The organism is Bradyrhizobium jicamae (assembly GCF_018130695.1).
Lineage (GTDB): Bacteria > Pseudomonadota > Alphaproteobacteria > Rhizobiales > Xanthobacteraceae > Bradyrhizobium > Bradyrhizobium jicamae_B.
On record NZ_JAFCJX010000020.1, the window covers coordinates 138,101 to 154,480 of the forward strand.

Sequence of the window (16,380 nt, forward strand, 5' to 3'; positions counted from 1 at the left end):
TTTCGACAATTCGAAAGTCCGGTCCGCCGGACAAGACCATGCGAAAACGCGCGCAAACTGCGCGCGCGTACTTCTCGATATCAACGACGGATGTTGTGCTTCTCGAGCAGCGCCTTGTAGCGCGCCTCGTCCTTGCGCTTGATGTAGTCAAGCAGGGAACGGCGCGTCGACACGAGCTTCAGGAGACCGCGGCGTGAATGGTTGTCCTTCACGTGGGACTTGAAGTGCTCGGTGAGGTTGTTGATGCGTTCCGACAGGATCGCGACCTGGACCTCGGGCGAGCCGGTGTCGCCGGCCTTGTTGGCATTCGTCTTGATGACTTCCGCTTTGCGTTCGGCGGTAATCGACATCGTCAATTGCTCTCATTGTTGCGAGCCGGACTGGCAGTCAGTCCGCTCAGGTTGAACACGCGCTTGGGGATGAGTTCGCCATTGCCGACTTCAGCAAGCGCCAAAAGACGGCCTGCCACCGTGACATAGACTGTGCCGCTACAATTGGGCGCATCCCGTCCGCGCAACAAAACGGCCTGGCCCCGATGGAGCCTTGCCGCATCAGCCCGTGTGACGGCCAGTGCCGGGATGTCGTCCAGCGCGGTCTCAACGGGCAAAAGCGCGTCGGCGAGGCTGCCCTCGCCAGACGCGGCTCTATTGCATAAAGCCTCCAACTGTTCCAGCGGAATCATGTCTGCCTCGGTAAACGGACCGACAATGGTCCGCCGCAGCGCGCAGATATGGCCGAAACAGCCCAAAAGCCGGCCCATGTCGCGGGCCAGTGCCCGGACATAAGTTCCCTTGCCGCACTCGGCTTCGAACACGGACTGGCCGTTATCTCCATGTTCTACAAGGGTTAATTCGTGAATCTCGACCGGGCGGGGCTTCAGCTCGACGGTCTCGCCGTCACGCGCCAGATCATAGGCGCGCTCGCCCTGGACCTTGATCGCCGAATATTGCGGCGGGATCTGCTCGATCACCCCGGTAAAGCCGGGCAGCAGGTTCCGGATCGCTTCGGCCGTTGGCCTGGCCTCGCTGGTCTTGACCACGCGGCCCTCGGTGTCGTCGGTATCGCGCTCCTCGCCCCAGGCGACCGTGAAGCGGTAGCGCTTGCGGCCGTCCATCACGAACGGAACGGTCTTGGTGGCTTCGCCGAGTGCGATCGGCAGGCCGCCGGAGGCAAGCGGATCGAGCGTGCCGGCATGACCGGCGCGCTTGGCCTGGAACAGGCGCTTCAGCACCGCGACTGCCTGCGTCGAGGTCATGCCAATCGGCTTGTCGAGCACGACCCAGCCGTGCACGTCGCGCTTGTCGCGGCGTGGCTGCTGATTTGGTTTGCCCTGCTTCAGACGCGGATCGTTGTTGGTGCGGCGCGGCTCGTCGTTGCGGGCATCGGAAAAAATATTCTTGTCAGCGTCGCGCGCCTCGCCGTTTGGCGCGTCGATCATGCCGTTGGTGGTCGTCACAATCATCACTCGTCGTCCGAATCGGGTGCAAGGTCTCTCTGCACCGCAGGTGTTCGCAGTAATTTCTCGATACGTTCCGCTTCGTCGAATCGCTCGTCGACGCGGAAGCGGATGTCGGGTGCAAATTTCAGGTTAACGCGATGCGCGATCTCGCCGCGCAGGTACTTCTTGTTGCGCTCGAGTGCTGCGATCACGACATCCGTGTCGCGTCCACCGAGCGGCATCACGTAGATCGTGGCGAGCTTCAGGTCCGGCGACATACGCACCTCGGGAACGGTGATGATGTGGCCTGCGAGATCGGGATCGTGGACGTCACCCTGCGACAGAATCTCGGCAACCGCATGGCGCACCGTCTCGCCGACGCGCAATTGACGTTGCGAGCCGCCGGGCGTGGAACTCTTCTTCTGGCGAGGCATCGTGTGTTTCCAAATACCGTCAGGCCCGCGCGCGGATCGCGAGCGTCGACGTCGTTGCTCTAAAATCAGGCAATGCAGGCATGGCCGGAATAAATCCGGCCACGCCGCTGCATTTTCAGTTCAGTTTAAAAGGACCCGGCGCTTCGTAAGATTTGGACTTACAGAGAGCGCTGGATCGTCTCGATGCGGTAGCACTCGATCACGTCGCCGACACGCATATCGCCGTAGTTCTCGAAGGCCATGCCGCATTCCTGACCGGATTGCACTTCCTTCACTTCATCCTTGAAGCGCTTCAGCGTCGACAGCTTGCCTTCGTGCACAACGACGTTGTCGCGGATCAGGCGCACATTGGCGCCGCGTTCCACGGTGCCGTCGGTGACGCGGCAGCCGGCGACCTTGCCGACCTTGGAAATGTTGAACACTTCCAGGATCTGCGCGTTGCCTAGCATGGTCTCGCGCAGCGTGGGCGCGAGCAGGCCGGACATCGCCTTTTTGATGTCATCCACGAGATCGTAGATGATGTTGTAGTAGCGGATCTCGATGCCGTTGCGCTTGGCTGCGGCGGCGGCTTCCTTGTTGGCGCGCACGGAGAAGCCGATGATCGCGGCGTTGAAGCCTTCGGCCAGCGTCACGTCGGATTCCGAGATGCCGCCGACGCCTGCATGCAGGATGCGGGCTGCGACTTCGTCGGTGCCGAGCTTCTCCAGCGAGCCGAGAATCGCTTCCAGCGAGCCCTGCACGTCGGCCTTGACGATCAGCGGGAATTCCTTGCGGCCCGCGGTCTTCAATTGCGACATCATCTGCTCGAGCGAGCCGCGCATGCCGGAGACCGACGCTGCCGCGTTCTCGCGCTTCTGGTGCGCGCGGTAGCTGGTGACCTGGCGGGCGCGGGCTTCGTTCTCGACCACGGCGAGACGGTCGCCGGCTTCCGGCGGGCCGTTGAAGCCGAGCACCTCGACCGGAACGGCGGGGCCGGCCTCGTCGAGCCGCTCGCCCTGGTCGGAGATCAGTGCGCGGACGCGGCCCATCTCGGCGCCGGCCACGATGATGTCGCCGACGCGCAGCGTGCCACGCTGCACCAGCACGGTCGCCACCGGACCACGGCCGCGATCGAGCTTGGCTTCGATCACGGTGCCTTCTGCGGGGCGTTCCGAATTGGTCTTGAGGTCGAGCAGTTCGGCCTGCAGCGCGATCATCTCGAGCAGCTTGTCGAGATTGGTCTTGTTCTTGGCCGACACTTCGACGTCGACGACGTCGCCGCCGAACGATTCGACCTGCACCTCGTGCTGCAGCAGTTCGGTGCGCACGCGCTCCGGCTTGGCGTCGGGCTTGTCGATCTTGTTGATCGCCACGATCATCGGCACCTTGGCCGCCTTGGCGTGGTTGATCGCCTCGATCGTCTGCGGCATCACGCCGTCGTCGGCCGCCACCACCAGGATCACGATGTCGGTGACCTTGGCGCCGCGGGCGCGCATCGCGGTGAACGCGGCGTGGCCGGGCGTATCGATGAAGGTGATCTTGGTGCCGGTCTCCGGCGAGGTCACCTGGTAGGCGCCGATATGCTGGGTGATGCCGCCGGCTTCGCCCGAGACCACGTTGGCGTGGCGCAGCGCGTCGAGCAGCGAGGTCTTGCCGTGATCGACATGGCCCATCACGGTGACGACCGGCGAGCGCGGCTCGGTATCGGCCGAATCCTCGACGATGTCGAACAGGCCTTCTTCAACGTCAGACGCGGCGACGCGCTTGACGCTATGGCCCAGTTCCTCGGCGATCAGCTGCGCGGTGTCGGCGTCGATCACATCGGTGATCTTGTGCATCGCGCCCTGCTTCATCAGCATGCGGATGACGTCGACCGCGCGCTCCGACATGCGGTTCGCGAGTTCCTGGATCGTGATCGCTTCGGGAATCGTGACTTCGCGGATCAGCTTTTCCTTCGGCTCGTTCGCGGCATGACCCTTCAGGCGCTGGGTGCGGCGGCGGAACGAAGCGATCGAACGCTCGCGCACGTCGTCGGCATTGAGCGCGGTGGTGACCGTCAATCGGCCGCGCTGCTTCTGCGGGCCCGGCTTGTGCGTTGTCTTCGGCGGAAGCACCGGGCGCAGTGCGCCGCCCGGACGGCGCACCAGGCGCGGACCTTCATCCTCCTCGGCCTCGGCGGCAACGCCCGGCGGGCGCTGCGGCGTGAGCGGTGTGCGGGCAGGCGTGGTCGTGGTGCGGGCGGGTGCCGAACCGGGGCGTGCGGGTGCAGAAGTGGTGCGTGCCGGCGCAGCTGACGGGGTTGTCGGCCTCGCGGCCGGAGCGGGCGCTGTGCCAGGCTTGGCCTCGCCTTCGCCAAAGCGGCGCTTGGCTTCGACTTCGGCCTTGCGCTTGGCTTCTTCTTCGACGCGATGCCGATCTTCTTCCGCCTTGCGGCGGGCTTCTGCAGCTTCGCGCTCGGCCTTCTCGATGGCTTCGCGGCTGGCGCGGCGCTGGGCCTCTTCCTCGGCCTGGCGGCGTTCCTCGATGTCGCGCTGCTTGGCGTCGGCAAGCGCGCTGGCGCGGGCGGAACGTTCGTCCTCGGTCAGCGTGCGCAGCACGACGCCGGATCCGGCGTTGCGCGGCGGTTGGCCGGGGGCGCCGCCGGGACGGCCGAGCGGCGGCTTGGCGGGCGCAGGCGCTGCGGCTGGCTTCGCGACCACCGGTTCCGGCGCATGCGTCTCGCCGGGACCATCGCCGCCGATGCGGCGCTTGCCACGCTTCTCCACCACGACCTGCTTGGTCCGGCCATGGCTAAAACTCTGGCGCACGGTGCCGGTCTCGACACGTGGCTTGAGCGTCAAGGTCTTGGTCGGGACACTCAGAGTCTTGTCGCCAGGGGTTTTGGTATCAACCATTCAGCAGTCCTAATCTCGTTTCGCTGTGCGTTCGCCGCACATATCCTTCAAAGCGTCGTCTTTGGTTTGAGCATGATCCGATCGGAAAAGCGTCCCCGCCGTCCCGGAATCATGCTCTGGAATTTCTGGCCGCATCGGCGGTCTTGTCGTCGTCGGCCATCCGGTATCGGACCAGCATCTGGCAGCGCGACAGGAACGTCTTGCTCGCCGGGCCCGCGAGCAGCGCAGCATGTATCACATTTGAGCGCCCAAGTGCCAAATCCAATTCGGCCGACGTCAAAACATTGACGGTCGGGAAAACCTTCGATTCACCACGATTCTCGCTGTTTTGCCGCGCGATCGCGTCCAATTTGCGGATTCCGTCGGCTGACCCGTCGGAAGCGTGGATCAGAGCCGCGGTTTCCCCCCGGTTGAGCGCGTCCTCGACCTTGCCGAAGCCCGCAACGACCTGGCCGGCCTTGGCGGCCATCGCCAGGGCATCGGTCAGGCTGCGAACCAGCAGGGTTTCGGTCTCAAGGGGCAGGGTCGGCGCGACGCGGACGTCGCGCTTGAAACCCTTGCTGAATTGGTGACGGCGGACCGCTTCCGCAACCGCGCGGCGCGATGCCGAAATCCATAACCCCCGCCCCGGCAGCTTGCGCTTGAGGTCGGGAACGACCTCGCCCGAGGGAGCAACGACGAAGCGGATCAGCTCGTCGATCGGACGCACCTCGCGGCTGACCGCGCACATACGGCCGGTCGCGGACTTGTTGGTTCGCGGTCCGTCGTCGAGATCGGGGTCAGCCTGGGCGAGCATCCGTGCGCCATCTCCTTACGCCGCCGGTTCTTCGGCCGCCTCGTCGGCTTCCGCCGCGGGCTTGGCCAGATCGGCCTCGGTGATCCAGCCGGCCTTGAGGCGGGCCTGCATGATCATGGCCTCGGCGTCGTCGCGCGAGAGCTCGATACCGTCGAGGAAGCCGGCATGCTTGGTCGGCTCGCTGCCTTCCTTGCGCTCGGTCCAGCCGACCAGATCGTCGGTTGCGCAGCCGGCGAGGTCCTCGACCGTCTTGACGTCGTTCTCGCCGAGCTTCACCAGCATCTTCAAGGTGACGCCGGGAACATCCTTCATGGCGTCCTCGACCCCGAGTTCCTTGCGCTTGCCCTCAAGTTCGGCCTCAAGCTGCTCCAGATATTCGCGGGCGCGGTTCTGCAGTTCCTGCGCGGTTTCCTCGTCGAAACCCTCGATGCCGGCGAGTTCCTTGACGTCGACCAGCGCGAGTTCCTCAACCGAGGTGAAGCCTTCGGAGGCGAGCAACTGACCGACGACCTCGTCGACATTGAGCGCTTCCATGAACACACGGGTCGAGTTCTCGAAGTCTGCCTGACGGCGCTCGGACTCTTCCTGCTCGGTCAGGATGTCGATGTCCCAGCCGGTGAGTTGGGAGGCCAGGCGCACGTTCTGGCCGCGGCGGCCGATCGCCAGCGAGAGCTGGTTGTTGGTATCGGGCACCACGACCTCGATGCGCTCGCGGTCTTCGTCGATGACGACCTTGGCGACCTCAGCCGGCGCCAGCGCGTTGACCACGAAGGTTGCGATATCGGGCGACCACGGAATGATGTCGATCTTCTCGCCCTGCAGCTCGTTCACCACAGCCTGCACGCGCGAGCCGCGCATACCGACGCAGGCGCCGACCGGATCGACCGAGGAGTCGCGCGAGATCACGCCGATCTTGGCGCGCGAGCCGGGATCGCGGGCGACAGCCTTGATCTCGACGATGCCGTCGTAGATCTCCGGCACTTCCTGCGCGAACAGCTTGGCCATGAACTGCGGATGGGTGCGGGACAGGAAGATCTGCGGCCCGCGGGTCTCGCGGCGGACGTCGAAGATATAGGCGCGGACGCGGTCGCCGTTGCGGAACACCTCGCGCGGCAGCATCTCGTCGCGACGGACGATGGCTTCACCGCGCCCGAGATCGACGATCACGCTGCCATATTCGACGCGCTTGACGACGCCGTTGACGATGTCGCCGATACGGTCCTTGAATTCCTGGTACTGCCGGTCGCGCTCGGCCTCGCGCACCTTCTGCACGATCACCTGCTTGGCCGACTGCGCGGCGATGCGGCCATATTCCAGCGGCGGCAGCGTGTCGGCGATGGTGTCGCCGACCTGGGCGCCCGGATTGGCGCGCTGCGCGTCGTTCAGCGAAATCTGGTTCGAGGGGTTCTCGACCTTCTCGACAACAAGCATGTGGCGCGACAGCCGCAGCTCGCCCTTCTTGGCGTCGATCTCGGCGTGCACGTCGGTCTCGCTGCCGTAGCGGGCGCGCGCGGCCTTGGCGATGGCATCCTCCATCGCCGCGATCACGATGGAGCGGTCGATCGACTTTTCGCGCGCAACTGCGTCTGCAATCTGCAGCAGTTCGAGTTTGTTGGCGCTGACGGCCATGGCTCAGTCTCCTTCGGTAGGATCGATGTCGCCACGGCGCGCGCGCTCGGCGGCCAGGCGGTGTTTCTTGGTGTTGGTCGGGGCCGGCTTCTTGCCCGCCTTCGCTTTCGGCTTGTTGTCCTTCGCCGGATCGCTGTTCTTGGCGTGCGCAGGCTGCTGCGGCGCCAGGCCAAGCTCGCGGCGCATCTCGCGCTCGGCGGCCTTGCCGCGACGCATCGATTCGGCAATCAGCTCGTCGGTCAGCACCAGGCGCGCGTCCGAAATGTCCTCCATCACGAGGAGCACATCGGGCTCGTCACCGGCACGGACATCGTCGCGGCGCAGGCGCACGGCATCGCCCTCAACGCCCGACAGCACGCCGCGGAACCGCTTGCGGCCCTGATGCGCCACCGCCATCTCGATCTTCACGAGATGCCCGGCATAGCGCTCGAAATCGCTGCGGCGGACCAGCGGGCGATCGATACCCGGCGATGATATCTCAAGTCGGTAGGCGCGATCGATAGGGTCGGCGACATCGAGCACCGGCGACAGCGCCCGCGAGATCGCCTCGCAATCCTCCAGCTGCATCGAGCCGTCCGGCCGCTCGGCCATGACCTGCACGGTGCAGCCGGCATCGCCCGAGATCTTGATCCGCACCAGCCGATAGCCCATGCCCTCGAGCACGGGACCGGCAACCGCGGCGACGCGCGCGGGCAGGCCGGGCTCGACGACGAGGCGGGGCTCGGCGAGCAGTGCGGCGTCCACGGGCGTGGCGATCGGGTCGGTCATAGTCAGTGTCAGGGCAGTCAGCGGTCTAACTAACGTGTTGGTTGACCGGGCCTTAACGGTCCGGCGGCGCTACCTGAACTTGATCCGGCCGGGCCGGGTCCCTTCAGGTAATAAAAAAGAGCGGGTCCCGAGGGGCCCACTCTCAATACGCGATCGTATGAGAACCATAAGTTGCCGCCGATATAGCCGTTTTGCGGTCATCCGGCAAGGGCCGAAGGCTGCCAAAGCAGGATTTTGCGGCCGTTTTGGGAGGTATCGATCTAACCCTCCGTTTACGAACGGCCCCTAGATTGCCGGGAAAACCGGCACGAGCCGCCGGTTTGGATAGGCTTATGACGACAGCCCCCGCGCTGATCCCGGAACTCGACGACATTGTCCGCCGCGGCGACCCCAAACGCCGTGCCGAAGCCGCGCGCAAGCTCAGCGAACTGTTCCTGCAGGGTGCGGCGAATTTCCGCAGCGACCATGTCGATCTCTTCGACGGCGTGCTGACTAGCCTGGTTCCCCATGCCGAGATCGCCGCGCGGGTCGAACTGGCCGAGCGGCTGTCGGTGCTGACAAACGCGCCGCGGCATCTGGTCGGCCAGCTCGCGCATGAAGACGAAATTTCGATCGCGGGTCCGCTCCTGAAACGCTCGCCCGTGATCGGCGAGCAGATGCTGCTCGAGATCGCCAACGCCAAGGGGCAGGGCCATCTGCTCGCGATGGCGGAGCGGCCGACACTGTCGACCGGGCTGACCGACGTCCTCGTCCGTCGCGGTGATCGCGACGTGATCCGCTGTGCTGCCGGCAATGACGGTGCGGCGTTTTCGGACGACGGCTTCGCAACGCTGGTCAAGCGCGCCCACATGGATGGCGTGCTCACGCTGAAGATCGGCCGCCGCGATGATCTGCCGCCCGTACATCTCAAGAGTCTGCTCGAGGGTTCGATCGACGTCGTTCGCCGCCGTCTGTTCACCGTGGCCAAGCCCGAGCGGCAGGTCGCGATCAACAAGGCGATGAACGACATCACCGTCGCGACCGGAGAGGTTGAAAGCCGTCGCGACTTTACGCTGGCGCAGCGCACGGTGATCGCGCTGCAGCGCGCAGGGCAACTGACCGAAAGCGCGCTGCTCAACTTCGCCAAGGCCTTCAAATATGAGGAAGTGGTCGCCGCGCTCGCGATGATGACCGGTGTGAAGATCGCCACGCTCGACAAGCTGATCGCCGGCGATCGCTACGATCCGATCCTGATCGCGTGCAAGGTGCTGGGCCTGGAATGGGCCACGGCGCGCGCGCTGATCGTGATGCGCCTCGGCCCCAACCGCGTCGCGTCACCGGCCGACATCGAAGCCGCGCGGGTGAATTTCACGCGCCTGATGCCGTCGACCGCGCAACGCGTCGTCGAGTTCTGGAAGACGCGCTAGTTTCCGTCGTCGCACAGACTGCGCAGCTCTCTCCCCTGTCATTGCGAGCAGCGAAGCGACGAAGCAATCCATTTCTCCACTTGCGGCACGATGGATTGCTTCGCTTCGCTCGCAATGACGGGGGAGGCTGCAGCGCAAAAATACCTCCCAAATCGAGAGCCAGCGGCTATGCTTCCTTGCAAGGCGCGACACAGCGCCATCAGGGAGAGCTGCATGCTTAACGACGTCGACCTTCAATCGCACGCCGACCGGATCCGCGACGACGGATACACCGTGATCGAGCGTGCGGCCTCGCCGGAACTGGTCGAGGGATTGAAGGCGGCGGTGCTGCGTATCGAGCGTGAGCATGATCTCGGTCCGGCCAAGACCTCGTTCGAAGGCCTCAAGACGCTGCGCATCAACAATCTCCTGACCTATGACGATCTGTTCTGGGAGGTGCCGCTGCACGAGAACGTGCTGCCGGTGGTCGAGCGCTTGCTTGACAGGGAGTGCCTGCTGTCCTCGTTCTGCTCGCTGGTGCTCGGTCCCGGCCAGGAGGCGCAGCCGATCCATGAGGACACGCAGCTGATTCCGCTGCCGCGGCCGCACATTCCGATCACCATCAACGCGATCTGGGCGCTGTCGGATTTCCGCGACGACAATGGCGCGACCCGCATCGTGCCGGGCAGCCACAAATATGATTCCTCGCCCGAATACGGCAGGGATTACGACGCCGTCACCGCGACCATGCCGGCCGGAAGCGTGATGCTGTTCGACAGCGCGCTGTGGCATGGCGGCGGCGCCAACACCAGCGATGCCAGGCGCTTTGCCTTCTCCTGCGCCTATTGCTGGGGCTGGATGCGGCAGCAGGAGAATCTGCAGCTCGGCATTCCCCGCGAGACCGCGATGCGCTTCCCGCGCCGGCTGCAGGAGCTGTGCGGCTACAGCGTCTACAAGGGGCAGTTCGGTCACATCGACAATCACGACCCGATCGAATTGCTCGGCCGCGAACGAGGAAAGCGCATGGTGTGGGAAGCCACCGACGCAAAGAAGGCGCGGATGGCAGGGCAGTGACTCTCTCCACCGTCATGGCATGACGAGGTTGGTAGAGCGTGCTCGATACCTAGAGGCGCCTGAATCGCAAATACGCGGCCTTCCGTCCCTCGCGCTCGGCCTTTGCGCCATAGCGCGTCATGGTGTAGTCGGGCCAGGGTTGTTGCCAGTCCACGGCGCGCTCGGCGAGCCAGGCAAAATCCGGCGAGCGCATCAGATGCGAAAGCGTCCAGGCGCAGTAGTCGTCGATGTCGCTGACGAAGCGGAATTCGCCGCCGTCTTTCAGAATGCGCGCCATCGCTTTCACGGTCGCGTCCTGCACGAAGCGGCGCTTCCAGTGCCGTCGCTTCGGCCAGGGATCAGGATGGATCAGATCGACACGAAGCAACGAACGCGGCGGCGCCCATGCCAGTAATTCGGCGGCGTCGCCGGCGAACAAGCGGATGTTGCCGATATTGTTGGCCTCGATCTGCGTCAGGATCTTCGCCATCCCGTTGACATAGGGCTCGCAGCCGATGAACCCGATGTTGGGAAACGCGCGCGCTTCGGCAATCAGATGCTCGCCGCCGCCAAAGCCGATTTCGAGCCTGACGTCGCCGATGCCGTCATCGAACAGCTCGGTGAGTTTTTCCGGCGCAGGCGTTTCGATGCCGACCGCCAGATGCGGCAGCAGATTGTCGATCAGGTCGGCCTGATGCGAGCGCAGCTTGTGGCCCTTGCGGCGGCCGAAGAACGAGCCGCGCGAATGCGCCAGCGCGCCGTCGTCAGGGGCGTCGTGATCGATATCGCGGGAGGTGATCATCGCAGCGTCTGGTACAGCCGATACAGGAGCCGTGCGCGCGGCTCGATCGAGGAGATGTACAATTGCTCGTAATGGGTATGTGCACCCTTGCCGTCGACGCCGAGGCCGTCGAGCGTGCCGGTATGCGGCGCGGTGAAGTTGCCGTCGGAGCCGCCGCCGGTGAAGACGTCGACCAGCTCGAAGCCGAGCTCGGCGGCCAGCGTCTTCGCATGCTCGAACAACGCAGCGCCGGCATTGCTCTTCTCATAGGGCGGGCGGTTCAACTCGCCGACCACCTTCACGCTGACACCTTCGGTGCGCGAGGTCAGGCCGAGGATTTTCGGCACCATCTCGTCGGCATCGGCGATCGTCTTCACGCGCATGTCGACTTCGGCATAGGCCTCTTCCGCGATCACGTTCGGCTTGGTGCCGCCGCGGACCACACCGACATTGACGGTGATGCCGCGCTTGAGATCATTCATCGCTTCCAGCGCCTGGATCACATTGCCGAGTTCGCGGATCGCGCTGCGGCCGTCCTCGGGCCGAGTGCCGGCGTGGGAAGGCACGCCCGTGATGAAGACCTCGAACCGTGCCACGCCCTTGCGCCCGGTGACGATCTTGCCGCCGTCGCGCGCCGGCTCCGTCACCAGCACATATTTCGCCTTGCGTCCCTCGGCCTCGATCAGCGCGCGCGAGGTCGGGCTGCCGATTTCCTCGTCGGAGACGAACATCTGGGTGATGCCGAGCGGGGCTTGGGCGCCATCGGCGCAGATCTGCCGGAAGGCGTGATAGGCCAGATACGCGCCGCCCTTCATATCGTAGATGCCGGGACCGAAGGCGCTGTCGCCGTCGACCTTGAACGGCAGGCGCTGGATGAAGCCCAGGGGATGCACGGTGTCGAGATGGCTCAGCACCAGGATGCCCGGCGCGTCCTGTCCCCAGGACGAGCGCGCGATCAGATGATCGCCGCAGCCGTCGCGGCCCCTGATCCGCTCCAACGTCGCCGGCAGGTCGCGATAGCCCTCGGCGACGAGGTCGGCGAGCTTGTTGACCTGTTCTGGCACATCGGTCGGGGTCTCGATCTCGACCCAGCGGCGAATGCCGTCGAGGATTTTAGTTGAATCAAACGGATGGTTGGACATGGCTGTTCGGCGTGAGAATTCGGTGGGAATTGCGCGCGATCGCCCGCGCGCCGGACTGACATAGTCCAGATTTGCCGATCTCTCAAACGGATGTGGCCGAAATCAGGGCTTGTCCGAATCAGGGCTTGTCTGAATCAGGGCTTGTCAGTGGCTTCCCGTGCCGCGATCTGCTCGACCAGCTCGACAATGCTGCGGCGAAGTTTGGCGTCGGTGATGCGGGTGAAGGCCCGGGTCAGCGCGAGGCCTTCGGCGGTGGCGAGGAAATCGGCGACATAGGTCGGCGACGCGCCCTCGCTGAAGCCGTCCGCCGAGCCGATGCCGGTCGGACCGCCGTCGAACAGGAACGACACAGGCACCTGCAGGATTTCGGAGATCTGCTGCAGCCGGCTGGCGCCGACGCGGTTGGTGCCCTTCTCGTATTTTTGCACTTGCTGGAAGGTGAGGCCGAGCGCCTCGCCGAGCTTTTCCTGGCTCATGCCCAGCATGATGCGTCGCATCCGGACACGACTGCCGACATATTTGTCAACAGGGTTGGGCGCTTTGGTCGACATCTCCAACTCTCCTAGGGAATTGCGCGCCCGGTAGATGAGGCAAGTTGGAAGCGGAGTATGCCTCAGGCGCGGGTGCCGTCAAATCCTGCGAGGAGGATCGGGACAAAATGCGGGCAATTTGCGCAATGGGGCTGACTGTACTTCGCTTTCTTGGAGGCCCCACCATGCGAAGCGCACGGTCAATCTGTCAACTGGTGGAATCACACATCCGACGATTTCGAACCTTTTTCAGGCGCGAACAACAACCGCCGATAGGCAGAGGTCAGCTCTTTCGCCCAAGGAAACGTCGTCGTGTGACCACGAGCAGTGCGATGATCACAATCACTGCTGCCGGATAATTCCCAACGCGCGCATAGATGGTCGGCGCGATCGCCGCCGGCAGTCCGGCGTCGAGCACGCCTTCGATGCCAAGCCCGAGCCGTGCGACGATGCGCCCCACCGGATCGACCACCGCCGAAATGCCCGTATTCGCGGCGCGCACCAGCGGCAGCCCTTCCTCGATCGCGCGCAGCCGCGCCTGCTGCAAATGCTGGTAGGGGCCGGTCGAAATGCCGAACCAGCCGTCATTGGTGACGTTGATGATCCAACCCGGCCGGTCGTCACGGCTGGCGATATCGCCGGGAAAGATCGCCTCGTAGCAGATCAGCGGCAGCGCGCGCGGCGCATTCGGCACATCGAGCGTGCGGCGGACCGTGCCCGGAATGAAGCCGCCCTGCACCTTGGTGAGCTGCACGAAGCCGAGCCTCTCCATCCATTCCTGGAACGGCAGATATTCGCCGAACGGGACCAGATGCAGCTTGTCGTAGACCGACAGCACGCTGCCGTCGTGATCAATGACGTAAATAGAGTTATAAGCGCGCGTGATACGAACGCCCGGCGGCAGATCAGGCGCGCGCACCGAGCCGGTGATCAGCACGGTGCCGCGTGGCAAAAGCTCGGCGATCTGCGCCATCGCATCCGCCTCGCGCGTCAGGAAAAATGGGAAAGCGCTCTCCGGCCAGATCAGGATGGTGGCGTCGCGCACGCCGGTCGAATTCGGCCCCGACGCACGATCCGACAAAGTGAGATACTTCTGCATCACCGCCGCCTTGGCGGAGTAGTTGAAGCGGACGTCCTGCTGCAGGTCGGGCTGCATGATGCGCAGCTTGACGTCCTTGACCATCGCGGTCGGCTGCAGCGACAGGCGCACCGCGCCGAAGGCCAGCATCGCCGCCAGCACGATCAGTGCCGCGACCGGCGCGCGCCAGGGCTTGCGGCCGCGCGAGGCGCCGTCGATCAGCACCGCGGGGCTGGCGAAGATCGCCACAGCCAGGAAGGTCAGGCCCCACAGCCCGATCAATGATGCAGTTTGTGCCAAAGCCAGCGGTTCGGTCAGCGCGTAGCCGAACGCATTCCAGGGAAATCCGGTCAGCACATGGCCGCGCAGCCATTCCGAGATCGTCAAGGACACGGCGAGCGCCAGCACGCGCGTGGCATCGCGCGGCCAGATCAGCCGTGCCAGGCCAAAGCCGAAGGCGGTGAACAGCGACAGGTAGGCGGGCAGGCCGAGCACCGCAAACGGGGTCAGCCAGGCGAAGATGTCGGCATCGACGAAGAAAGCGTAGCCGATCCAGTAAAGGCCCGGCACGAAATAGCCGAGGCCGAACCAGAAGCCGGACAGTGCGGCGGCCGGCACGCCCTGCCAGCGGCCCGCCGCAGCGCCGTCGATCAGCCAGACTGCGACCGGAAAGGTCAGGAACAGAATCGGCCAGGCATTGAACGGCGCCATCGCCAGCGCCGACAGCGCGCCTGCCAGCAACGCGAGGGCCGCGCGTTTCCACCCCCAGGTCAGGATGATCGCAAGTCCGGTCGCGCGGAGTTTGTCTGACAGCCTCACTGCGAGCCGGCTCCATCGCCCGACGGCGGCGTGTTGTCATTGGCTTGCGGGGCGTTTTGCTCGGGAGGCGGCTGCTGAGGATGTTCCTGGGGCAGCTCCTGCGCCTGCTCGCGCTTCCGCTCCTTGCGCGGCGCCGGGCGTTCCTTGCGGATCGTGATGCGAAGCCGCTTCACGCGCCGCGGATCGGCATCGAGCACCTCGACCTCGAAATTGCCGGGGCCCGAGATCACCTCGCCGCGCACCGGCAGGCGGCCGACGAACGACACCAGATAGCCGCCGAGCGTCTCGACCTCTTCGCCGGCCTCGCCGATGACGAAGTCCTCGCCGATCACGCTGCGGACGTCGTCGAGGCTCGCGCGCGCATCGGCGATGAATGAGCCGTCGGGCTGGCGAACGATCGCAGGCGGCTCGTCGCTGTCGTGCTCGTCGTCGATCTCGCCGACGATCTCCTCGACGATGTCCTCGATCGAGACCAGTCCGTCGGTGCCGCCATATTCGTCGACCACCAGCGCCAGATGGATGCGCGAGGCCTGCATCTGCGCCAGCAGATCGATCGCCCGCATCGACGGCGGGATGTATAGCAGCTTGCGGATGATGTTGGCGTCGGCCAGCGGCAGCGCGAGATCGACTGTGCGCAGATCGAGGCCGGCGGGAAACGGCTTCTTGCGTTTCGTCTTGGGTGTCTCGCCGACGCGGGCCTTTGCGGTCATGAAGGCGAGCAGGTCGCGGATGTGCACCATGCCGACGGGATCATCCAGCGTCTCGTCATAGACCACGAGGCGCGAATGCGCCGCGCTCTCGAACAGGCTCATCAATTCGCCGAGCGGGATGTCGCGCTTCACCGCGACGATGTCGGCGCGATGCACCATGACGTCGGCGATTCGTCGTTCATTCAGCGACAAGATATTGCGCAGCATGGTGCGCTCGATCGCGGAGAAGCCGACATCGTCAGGCGTCGAGGCGTCGAGCACGACCTGCAGATCGTCGCGCACCGAGCCGGCCTTCCAGCCGAACAGCGTGCGGATCGCACGCATCAGCCAGCCGTCGGCGGTGGGACGCTGCACCTCGCCGTCCTGCACCACGGCCGGCAAATTGCGCACGTTGCGCGGATTGTCGTGGGTTGGGTCGGAATCCGGCATGTCAGCCCATCCGCTCCCGATCAGCGTAGGGGTCGGGGATGCCGAGGTGGCTGAGGATCTCGCGCTCGAGACTCTCCATGTCTTCGGCATCGTCGTCATTCTCGTGATCGTAGCCGATCAGGTGCAGGAAGCCGTGCACCGCAAGATGGCTCAGATGATTGTTGAACGGCTTCTGCTCCTCGTCGGCCTCACGCCGCGTCGTCTCATAGGCGATCGCGATGTCGCCGAGCATGCGCGGCGCATCGTCGGGGCCGACGGCGCCGGTCGGTTGCAGTGCCGGAAACGACAGCACATTGGTCGGCTTGTCCTGGTCGCGCCAGTTCTTGTTCAGGGTGCGTATGCCGGAATCGTCCGTCAGCATCACCGCAAGCTCGGCCTCGCCGACATCGGCATCTGCGATCTCGGCAGCGGCCTCGATGGCGCGGTGGATCACCGCTTCGGCGTCAGGCTCGGTCTGCCAGCACTCGGCTGTGACGAGAACCTCGGTGGCAGGAAACACGGACACGGTCGTTCCA

The 16,380-nt window shown here is 64.9% G+C and carries 15 protein-coding genes; 2 read left to right on the plus strand and 13 right to left on the minus strand.

Going from position 1 to position 16,380, the window contains the following annotated elements; translation table 11 throughout:
• Positions 1 to 80: 80 nt before the first annotated feature.
• From rpsO to rimP, 7 genes are all read right to left on the minus strand, one after another.
• Entirely contained in the window at positions 81 to 350 is a 270-nt protein-coding gene (gene rpsO, locus JQ604_RS27230; RefSeq protein ID WP_016844725.1) for a 30S ribosomal protein S15, read from the minus strand.
• A gap of 2 nt (positions 351 to 352) precedes the next feature.
• Positions 353 to 1,462: a tRNA pseudouridine(55) synthase TruB gene (gene truB / locus JQ604_RS27235; protein ID WP_212363755.1), complete on the minus strand. Its 1,110-nt coding sequence runs from the start codon at positions 1,460 to 1,462 to the stop codon at positions 353 to 355.
• Positions 1,462 to 1,872: a 30S ribosome-binding factor RbfA gene (gene rbfA, locus JQ604_RS27240; protein ID WP_212363756.1), complete on the minus strand. Its 411-nt coding sequence runs from the start codon at positions 1,870 to 1,872 to the stop codon at positions 1,462 to 1,464. Before rbfA ends, truB begins: the two co-directional genes overlap by 1 nt.
• Before the next feature lie 158 nt (positions 1,873 to 2,030).
• Positions 2,031 to 4,745, minus strand: a complete 2,715-nt coding sequence (gene infB, locus JQ604_RS27245) for a translation initiation factor IF-2 (protein ID WP_212363757.1) — start codon at positions 4,743 to 4,745, stop codon at positions 2,031 to 2,033.
• 109 nt (positions 4,746 to 4,854) lie between these two features.
• Entirely contained in the window at positions 4,855 to 5,541 is a 687-nt protein-coding gene (locus tag JQ604_RS27250; RefSeq protein ID WP_212363758.1) for an RNA-binding protein, read from the minus strand.
• A 15-nt stretch (positions 5,542 to 5,556) separates the two neighbouring features.
• The gene (gene nusA, locus JQ604_RS27255; protein ID WP_212363759.1) at positions 5,557 to 7,170 is read right to left on the minus strand and encodes a transcription termination factor NusA; all 1,614 of its coding nucleotides are present in this window, start codon (positions 7,168 to 7,170) and stop codon (positions 5,557 to 5,559) included.
• 3 nt (positions 7,171 to 7,173) lie between these two features.
• Positions 7,174 to 7,938, minus strand: a complete 765-nt coding sequence (gene rimP, locus JQ604_RS27260; RefSeq protein ID WP_212363760.1) for a ribosome maturation factor RimP — start codon at positions 7,936 to 7,938, stop codon at positions 7,174 to 7,176.
• Positions 7,939 to 8,270: 332 nt separating this feature from the next.
• Between rimP and JQ604_RS27265 the strand changes: the two genes are divergently transcribed.
• Both JQ604_RS27265 and JQ604_RS27270 read left to right on the plus strand, forming a co-directional pair.
• Positions 8,271 to 9,344 (plus strand): DUF2336 domain-containing protein, encoded by a 1,074-nt coding sequence (locus JQ604_RS27265; RefSeq protein ID WP_212363761.1) that lies wholly within the window; start codon positions 8,271 to 8,273, stop codon positions 9,342 to 9,344.
• Between the two features lie 213 nt (positions 9,345 to 9,557).
• Positions 9,558 to 10,397, plus strand: coding sequence for a phytanoyl-CoA dioxygenase family protein (locus JQ604_RS27270; protein ID WP_212363762.1), 840 nt, complete (start codon positions 9,558 to 9,560; stop codon positions 10,395 to 10,397).
• 49 nt (positions 10,398 to 10,446) lie between these two features.
• Here the strand turns inward: JQ604_RS27270 and JQ604_RS27275 are convergent, their stop codons facing one another.
• From JQ604_RS27275 to ybeY, 6 genes are all read right to left on the minus strand, one after another.
• A complete protein-coding gene (locus tag JQ604_RS27275) occupies positions 10,447 to 11,178 on the minus strand; it encodes a tRNA (guanine(46)-N(7))-methyltransferase TrmB (protein ID WP_212363763.1) in 732 nt (243 codons plus the stop codon).
• On the minus strand, positions 11,175 to 12,299 hold the full coding sequence (locus JQ604_RS27280; RefSeq protein WP_212363764.1) for a M20 family metallopeptidase: 1,125 nt from the start codon (positions 12,297 to 12,299) through the stop codon (positions 11,175 to 11,177). The genes JQ604_RS27275 and JQ604_RS27280 overlap by 4 nt, the downstream gene beginning before the upstream one ends.
• Positions 12,300 to 12,433: 134 nt before the next feature.
• Positions 12,434 to 12,850, minus strand: a complete 417-nt coding sequence (locus JQ604_RS27285) for a helix-turn-helix domain-containing protein (protein WP_212363765.1) — start codon at positions 12,848 to 12,850, stop codon at positions 12,434 to 12,436.
• Between the two features lie 262 nt (positions 12,851 to 13,112).
• Positions 13,113 to 14,726, minus strand: a complete 1,614-nt coding sequence (gene lnt / locus JQ604_RS27290; RefSeq protein WP_212363766.1) for an apolipoprotein N-acyltransferase — start codon at positions 14,724 to 14,726, stop codon at positions 13,113 to 13,115.
• Positions 14,723 to 15,865 carry a hemolysin family protein gene (locus tag JQ604_RS27295; RefSeq protein WP_212363767.1) on the minus strand — a complete coding sequence of 381 codons (1,143 nt, stop codon included), beginning with the start codon at positions 15,863 to 15,865 and terminating at the stop codon, positions 14,723 to 14,725. The genes lnt and JQ604_RS27295 overlap by 4 nt, the downstream gene beginning before the upstream one ends.
• A 1-nt stretch (position 15,866) precedes the next feature.
• Entirely contained in the window at positions 15,867 to 16,370 is a 504-nt protein-coding gene (gene ybeY / locus JQ604_RS27300) for an rRNA maturation RNase YbeY (protein ID WP_212363785.1), read from the minus strand.
• Between the last annotated feature and the right edge of the window lie 10 nt (positions 16,371 to 16,380).

Bases quoted from the DNA above. Each gene is read 5' to 3' on its own strand.
- rpsO (WP_016844725.1), bottom strand. From the start codon at position 350: ATGTCGATTACCGCCGAACGCAAAGCGGAAGTCATCAAGACGAATGCC.
- truB (WP_212363755.1), bottom strand. From the start codon at position 1,462: ATGATTGTGACGACCACCAACGGCATGATCGACGCGCCAAACGGCGAG.
- rbfA (WP_212363756.1), bottom strand. From the start codon at position 1,872: ATGCCTCGCCAGAAGAAGAGTTCCACGCCCGGCGGCTCGCAACGTCAA.
- infB (WP_212363757.1), bottom strand. From the start codon at position 4,745: ATGGTTGATACCAAAACCCCTGGCGACAAGACTCTGAGTGTCCCGACC.
- JQ604_RS27250 (WP_212363758.1), bottom strand. From the start codon at position 5,541: ATGCTCGCCCAGGCTGACCCCGATCTCGACGACGGACCGCGAACCAAC.
- nusA (WP_212363759.1), bottom strand. From the start codon at position 7,170: ATGGCCGTCAGCGCCAACAAACTCGAACTGCTGCAGATTGCAGACGCA.
- rimP (WP_212363760.1), bottom strand. From the start codon at position 7,938: ATGACCGACCCGATCGCCACGCCCGTGGACGCCGCACTGCTCGCCGAG.
- JQ604_RS27265 (WP_212363761.1), top strand. From the start codon at position 8,271: ATGACGACAGCCCCCGCGCTGATCCCGGAACTCGACGACATTGTCCGC.
- JQ604_RS27270 (WP_212363762.1), top strand. From the start codon at position 9,558: ATGCTTAACGACGTCGACCTTCAATCGCACGCCGACCGGATCCGCGAC.
- JQ604_RS27275 (WP_212363763.1), bottom strand. From the start codon at position 11,178: ATGATCACCTCCCGCGATATCGATCACGACGCCCCTGACGACGGCGCG.
- JQ604_RS27280 (WP_212363764.1), bottom strand. From the start codon at position 12,299: ATGTCCAACCATCCGTTTGATTCAACTAAAATCCTCGACGGCATTCGC.
- JQ604_RS27285 (WP_212363765.1), bottom strand. From the start codon at position 12,850: ATGTCGACCAAAGCGCCCAACCCTGTTGACAAATATGTCGGCAGTCGT.
- JQ604_RS27295 (WP_212363767.1), bottom strand. From the start codon at position 15,865: ATGCCGGATTCCGACCCAACCCACGACAATCCGCGCAACGTGCGCAAT.